The sequence below is a fragment of the Xenorhabdus thuongxuanensis genome (assembly GCF_001908095.1).
Classification (GTDB): domain Bacteria; phylum Pseudomonadota; class Gammaproteobacteria; order Enterobacterales; family Enterobacteriaceae; genus Xenorhabdus; species Xenorhabdus thuongxuanensis.
In genome coordinates this window covers 69,399-75,973 of sequence record NZ_MKGR01000021.1, presented here as the reverse complement: position 1 = coordinate 75,973, position 6,575 = coordinate 69,399, and the positions used below count along the sequence as shown (strand labels likewise).

Sequence of the window (6,575 nt, the reverse complement as noted above, 5' to 3'; positions counted from 1 at the left end):
CGCGGCATGATGGTGAGGTCTGGTTGTTTTTTGGCGAAAGTAATTATACCAAATCATCATGCTGTCTAATAATCCCTCACAAAACATCAACACGCCCTAGTCTAAATTCAAGGCTATGCTTCCGGCATGGCCTTTTTGTTTTTCTGTTATAGGGTAAGCAAGTTATAAATGAGAAATTAACCGTGATTATTTCTAGTTTAGATATAAAGAACGCATTCATACTGTTGAGGAAAAACCATTAGGTGAACTGATTTATCCTCCAAAAAGCTAATTCAAGCCAATAATTTGTTAAATTAATAATGAAATAAAAATCAATAAGTTATGTTCATTAACATAGTTTATCAATAAAGAATTTTTCCAAATATTAAATAATTTTGATAATGACTAATTTTCAATAAAACCACTATTAATTTGATAAATATCAATTCATTCCCATCTTATCCAATATAAATAGCGAACATCGCAGTTGCGTATTATTATCATTAGCAACTATAATTCAGAGGAATTACCCTACTTTTTCCTTGTGGTTCTCCCGTTATTGAGGATAATAATTCTTATAATCACTTATTTTTTCAGTTAGAGCGGAGATTTATATGGTTCTTATTCCAGAACGTAGGTATAAAATTCTGGGATTTTCTCCAGAAATTACCCCAGCTTACCGACAAAAATTATTGTCACTCGGTATGTTACCTGGCTCAACATTTCAGGTCATTCGCTTCGCTCCATTGGGCGATCCAATACAAATCGAAACACGCAGAGTTAGCCTTACCCTTCGTAAACAAGATTTAGCATTTCTTATGTTGCATGAAGATCTGAATTAACAAAGCTCTAAGACGATTTGGTTCAGAATAACCATTTTCCATACACTTTTTATAACCCGATAGAACCAGAGTACTGAACGTATAGCTAAGGTACGAAATTCGCTTTCCTGATTGGCAGAAAGTATGATGAAACAATTAACTATAGGCCTGATTGGTAATCCCAATGCCGGCAAAACAACGCTTTTTAACCAGCTCACTGGCTCCCATCAACGTGTGGGAAACTGGGCTGGCGTTACCGTAGAACGCAAAACCGGCCACTTTACTACCGATAACCATCAGGTCGAACTTGTTGATCTCCCTGGCACTTATTCACTTACCACCATTTCTGAGCAAACTTCTATTGATGAGCAAATCGCCTGCCACTATATTCTCAGTGGTGAAGCGGATATGCTGATCAATGTTGTTGATGCATCTAATCTGGAGCGTAACCTTTATCTCTCACTGCAATTGATTGAACTGGGTGTTCCCTGCATCATTGCACTGAACATGCTGGATATCGCCCAAAATCAACGCATCAATATTGATATTCCTGCACTGGAGAAACGCCTTGGCTGTCCGGTCATCCCGCTGGTTTCAACCCGTGCCACAGGGATAGATACACTAAAAAAAACCATCGACAATTACCCACAGAAATCTAATCCTGTACAGGTTAATTATCCTGATGCGTTATTGCAGGAAATTTCCCACCTTTCCAGCCAGATCACAGAAAAATTCACGCCACAACAGTGCCGCTGGCTGACTTTGCAAGTCCTAGAAGGGGATATTTACAGCCGTGAGGTATCCAGCCTGACTCCCACTCAATTGGCTGAAAGCAAAAAACGCTTGCAAAAACAACAAATTGAAGAACCCGACCTCATCATTGCCGGTTCACGCTATCAAACCATCAGTGAAATTTGTCTGGCGGTCATTGATACCCGCACAGCCACACCAAACAAACTCACCCAAGTGTTAGATACCGTTATCCTGAACCGCTGGTTGGGTTTGCCTATCTTCCTGTTTATCATGTACCTGATGTTTGTGCTGGCTATCAATATTGGTGGAGCCTTACAGCCTATCTTCGACGGCGCTTCCGCAGCCATTTTCATCGATGGAATGCAATGGCTCGGCCATACTCTCCATTTCCCGCATTGGTTAACGGTGTTCCTTGCTCAGGGAATTGGCGGAGGCATCAACACGGTACTGCCGCTGGTTCCCCAAATTGGCATGATGTACCTGTTCCTCTCCTTTCTGGAAGATTCCGGCTACATGGCACGGGCAGCATTTGTCATGGACAGGCTGATGCAAGCCATAGGGTTGCCGGGTAAATCCTTTGTCCCCCTGATTGTTGGCTTTGGTTGTAATGTGCCTGCCGTGATGGGTTCAAGGACTCTGGATGCCCCTCGCGAACGCTTGATTACCATCATGATGGCACCGTTTATGTCCTGCGGAGCAAGGCTGGCGATCTTTGCCGTCTTTGCGGCGGCGTTCTTCGGCAAAAATGGGGCAAGCATTGTTTTCTCCCTGTATATCCTGGGGATTGTTATCGCCATCCTGACTGGGTTGCTGCTCAAGTTCACGCTAATGCGTGGTGAAGCATCGCCATTTGTCATGGAACTGCCGGTCTATCACGTTCCTCATGCCAAAACCCTGCTGCTCCAGACATGGCAGAGATTGAAAGGTTTTGTCATACGCGCAGGTAAAGTGATTGTCGCAGCGAGCATGTTGATTGGTGCCCTGAACAGTTTCTCCTTCTCCGGTAAGACCGTGGATAATATCAACGAATCGGCGCTGGCCTCCGTCAGTAAAGTGCTCACGCCTATCTTGCAACCTATCGGTGTGCATGCCGATAACTGGCAAGCAACCGTCGGGCTTATCACTGGAGCGATGGCAAAAGAAGTGGTTGTGGGAACCCTAAATACCCTCTATACCGCAGAAAATATTAACCAAGAGCCATTCAACCCAGATGAATTTAATTTACTCGCTCAACTAAAAGATTCTGTCGCAGAAACGTGGGATAGCCTGAAAGAAACCTTCACCTTGAGCGCACTTTCCAACCCGATTGAAGCCAGCAAAGGCGATGGCAACATGGATCGCAGCTCTATGGGAACAATGAGCGCCAAATTTGGCTCTGCCATTTCCGCTTACAGTTACCTGATTTTCGTGCTGCTGTACGTGCCTTGCGTTTCCGTGATGGGAGCCATTGCCCGTGAAACCAGCCGTGGCTGGATGACATTCTCGATTCTATGGGGATTAAACGTCGCTTATTCTCTGTCAGCACTGTTTTATCAAATCACAACGTTTTCAGCCCATCCACAAAGTAGTTTGATCACAATTCTGGCCGTGATCCTGTTTAACATTCTGATAGTTATTGGCTTACGCCGTGCTCGCAGTCGAGTCACTGTGACATTCAACAACACCGCTGACCGCAGTTGCGAATGCTCAAACAATAGCTGTCACTAGCTGGAACCATGAGGAACCATAAATGATTAACCTGCTAAAAATCAGAGATGCTGTTGCCCTCAACGGGCGTACTGATGCCAGATCATTAAGCCATCAGTTTTCAGCACCGCTGCCAATGGTGGAAGCCATGCTCAAGCAGCTTGTCATAATGGGTAAACTGGAGGAAGTGGATGCTTCCTCCTGCCTCAGCGGGGGCTGCAAACAATGTCCTGAAACACAGAAATGTGACACTAAAGCGTATCAGCTTGCGGTAAAAAAATAAGAACTACCTGCCTGATGGAATAGGCAATTTGTAGGAAAATTCCTTATTAAGGAGTCCATAAAATAATAAATAGATTAATTATAGCTATCTCTCTATTATCTGATATGCGGTATCCCTATATTAATAACCTGAGGATAGTAATATGCCTAAAGAGTTATTCACTGCAACAGTTGAGTCGGTTGGCAAGCTCAAAATGAAATGCTCATCGCGAGATTTTACGTTTCATGTAGATGAACCCAAAAGCCTCGGCGGAACCGATGAGGCGATGAATCCAGTGGAAGCGTTACTTTCTGCATTTGGTGCATGTCAGTGTATTGTGGCAAAAAGCTTTGCCCGCAAGCATAAAATCAATTTGATCGATATTCAGGTCAAAATGGAAGGAGAACTGGATACCGATGGCTTCACAGGTAAAAATAAAAACGCCAAAATGGGATTTTCAAAAATCACCTCCAAATTTTATATTAAAGCAGATAATACCGAACAAGAGATCCGTGATTTTATTACTTTTGTCGAAAGTAATTGCCCTGTTCTCGATACTATCGTTAATGCGCCGGAAATTGTAACTGAGGTTTATCCGAATAATAAAGGGTGATAACAAGGTGGTAAACATTTTTATTACCGATTGAATTGCATCAAAAATGGAATAAACATATAAGGTGAGTAGTTTATTCCATTTATTAATCTGATAAGCGACTGACTTCCTTCTTGTTAATATCCGGCCTCTTTTTGATGCCGTACAGCAAGAATTGTTGCTGTTTCACCCTCAATGCGGTACAAGGCGATATAGCCACTACTTCCAAAATCAATAAGCCATTCTCGGAATGCCGGATCCATATCGTCAGCGGGGCGTCCTGCTTCAGGCTGATGTGCCAGTGTTTTCACGCCAATCCGTATTGTTTTAATAGCTCGACGGGCAGTGTCTTTGTCTTTTTTGGCAAGAAAACCATAGAGCCGCTGTATATCAGCGAGAGCTGGCGGAGACCAAATCAAACGTGGCATTCAGGTAACTCCGCATCTTCTCCTGCTTCGAGCTTAGCTAACCAGTCGTCTGCTTCTTCAAGCGTCAGGTGTAGTCCATTCTCTTGATACGCTTCCCAGGCACGCAAAGCATCCTGTTTGAAAGATTCACGTTTTTCTTCACGCTCTACATAGTCACGTATAGCTTCACGCATTATCCAATGCGCTGAACGATGTCGCACTTTTGCCAAATATTGGATCCGGCTTTTCAAATTATCGTCAAGTTTTACTGAGGTTGCCATTTTCTTCCACCTTAATATTAAAAGGTAATACCTTTTAATACTGTATCATAAAATCTCCGCTTTGCTATCAGGTAAAGAAATACACGTTTTCTTTACATTGAAGTTCTTGCTTTTAGTGTTTGTCATTACAATGGTTGTTTTTATAACCAAATTTATCGTTTAAGATCCCTCTCTGCTATTGTTCAAATGACCCATAGCTTATGTGCTAACAACAGGGAGAGAGGAGGTAGTTATCGGTAATTATCATCCAATATCCGAAGCAAAATTCGTTAATACGTCAACAAACTCATCAGGATGGGAAATAAAAGGGGCATGGGCAGCGTTGCGCATAATAACGGAGTGCGTATGTGGCCATGCCTTGTCAAGCTGTGAAGCAATCTTACGCGGTACTAAACCATCAAGATAACCATACAGACGCAGGAACGGTAATTGAAGTTGGGACAATTCCTCCCTTAAATCATCAATGCGCAGGATTTCCAAACCAGCATTAAGCACGTCGACTGTCGGCATCGGCTGATTCAGGATCACTGATTTCAATACACGGGCATCCTGGCGTGCACTGTCTGTCCCCAGGGTCTGCAAAGCCAGAAAACGTTCGACAGTCTTTTGAAAATCAGCACTCAATTGATACTCAAATGCCCTCAAAACCTCTGGCTTAATCCCCGGCCAGTCGCCATCAGCACTAAATTTTGGCGAAGAAGCCACGGTTATCAAACCCGCAACTTGTGCCGGATGATCCAAAGCAATCCGGCTAGCCACCAATCCGCCTAAAGACCAACCTAGCCACAAGGCATTTACTGGCGCTTGCTGCCATACAATATCTGCCATGTCCGCCAATGACATAGCCGAATACGCTTGGCTACGCCCATAACCCGGTAAATCCACCAGATGCAAACGAAAATGCGAAGCCAATCGCGTTTCCACTGAGCGCCAAACCTCAGCGTTTAAACCCCATCCGTGCAGCATCACAAGATCACGTGGTGCATCGCCAATTGTCTGCCAAAACAACTGATTCATTGTTATTCTCACTTTATTTGTCACCAAGGAAGGAAACTATGCTAACAATGGTTGGATACTGTTGGCTATGCCATCAAAATTTGTATTTTGCCCATCATGGGATCTGCTACATCTGCCACTGTCACTTAAGGCGGCTGCAACATGTCTGTCCACGCTGTGCACTGCCTTCTGAATCCGGCAACCTTCCCTGTGGGCGATGTGTAAAGGATCCCCCAGCGTGGCAATATTTGATCGCCATTACGGATTACACCCCACCATTAAGTCAGCTTATTCAACGATACAAATATTACAACACTCCACAACTCGCACCAGTGCTGGCACGTTTGTTCCTGCTGCATTGGTTGCAAGGCTATCGTGAAGGCCGCTGGCATAAACCAGATCGCATACTGGGCATTCCTTTGCACAGCAGGAAACGCTGGCAACGTGGTTTCGATCACATTGAACTCATTACCCGATCCCTATCACGTTGGCTGCAATGCCCATATCAACCCGATTTTTTGCGCCGCTCACGTGCTACACTCACGCAGCGGAGCCTATCTGCCGCCCAAAGGAGAATCAATCTTAAGCAAGCCTTTCAATTACAGGGCGATTTTACTGATCAACATGTCGCGATTTTCGACGATGTGATCACCACGGGTACAACACTGCATGAAGCTTCACAGTTGATGATTCGTGCTGGTGCTCGCTCTGTACAGGCTTGGGCAATATGCCGAACCTTGTAGTTCCTTTATAAATGGGCGTATTATAACCAACTAGAACAGTCAACTATTGAGCAAA

General features: G+C 44.1%; 8 protein-coding genes. 5 read left to right on the top strand and 3 right to left on the bottom strand.

Features of this window, described 5'->3' with window-relative positions; all coding sequences use genetic code 11:
- The first annotated feature begins 593 nt into the window (after positions 1-593).
- The 4 genes from feoA to Xentx_RS13585 all read left to right on the top strand — a co-directional run bounded on the left by feoA (position 594) and on the right by Xentx_RS13585 (position 4,114).
- Positions 594-821: a ferrous iron transporter A gene (gene feoA / locus Xentx_RS13600; RefSeq protein WP_074020765.1), complete on the top strand. Its 228-nt coding sequence runs from the start codon at positions 594-596 to the stop codon at positions 819-821.
- 126 nt (positions 822-947) lie between these two features.
- Positions 948-3,260, top strand: a complete 2,313-nt coding sequence (gene feoB, locus Xentx_RS13595; protein ID WP_074020764.1) for a Fe(2+) transporter permease subunit FeoB — start codon at positions 948-950, stop codon at positions 3,258-3,260.
- 22 nt (positions 3,261-3,282) lie between these two features.
- On the top strand, positions 3,283-3,522 hold the full coding sequence (locus Xentx_RS13590) for a FeoC-like transcriptional regulator (protein WP_074020763.1): 240 nt from the start codon (positions 3,283-3,285) through the stop codon (positions 3,520-3,522).
- Positions 3,523-3,664: 142 nt separating this feature from the next.
- Positions 3,665-4,114 (top strand): OsmC family protein, encoded by a 450-nt coding sequence (locus Xentx_RS13585; RefSeq protein ID WP_074020762.1) that lies wholly within the window; start codon positions 3,665-3,667, stop codon positions 4,112-4,114.
- Positions 4,115-4,230: 116 nt separating this feature from the next.
- Here the strand turns inward: Xentx_RS13585 and Xentx_RS13580 are convergent, their stop codons facing one another.
- The 3 genes from Xentx_RS13580 to bioH form a co-directional block, all read right to left on the bottom strand.
- Positions 4,231-4,521, bottom strand: a complete 291-nt coding sequence (locus Xentx_RS13580) for a type II toxin-antitoxin system RelE/ParE family toxin (RefSeq protein ID WP_074020761.1) — start codon at positions 4,519-4,521, stop codon at positions 4,231-4,233.
- Positions 4,509-4,781, bottom strand: a complete 273-nt coding sequence (locus Xentx_RS13575; RefSeq protein WP_074020760.1) for a CopG family ribbon-helix-helix protein — start codon at positions 4,779-4,781, stop codon at positions 4,509-4,511. The genes Xentx_RS13580 and Xentx_RS13575 overlap by 13 nt, the downstream gene beginning before the upstream one ends.
- A gap of 243 nt (positions 4,782-5,024) precedes the next feature.
- Positions 5,025-5,798 carry a pimeloyl-ACP methyl ester esterase BioH gene (gene bioH, locus Xentx_RS13570; protein WP_074020759.1) on the bottom strand — a complete coding sequence of 258 codons (774 nt, stop codon included), beginning with the start codon at positions 5,796-5,798 and terminating at the stop codon, positions 5,025-5,027.
- Positions 5,799-5,836: 38 nt separating this feature from the next.
- Here bioH and gntX point away from each other — a divergent pair, with 38 nt between their 5' ends.
- Positions 5,837-6,520, top strand: coding sequence for a DNA utilization protein GntX (gntX, locus tag Xentx_RS13565; protein WP_074020758.1), 684 nt, complete (start codon positions 5,837-5,839; stop codon positions 6,518-6,520).
- Positions 6,521-6,575: the final 55 nt, after the last annotated feature.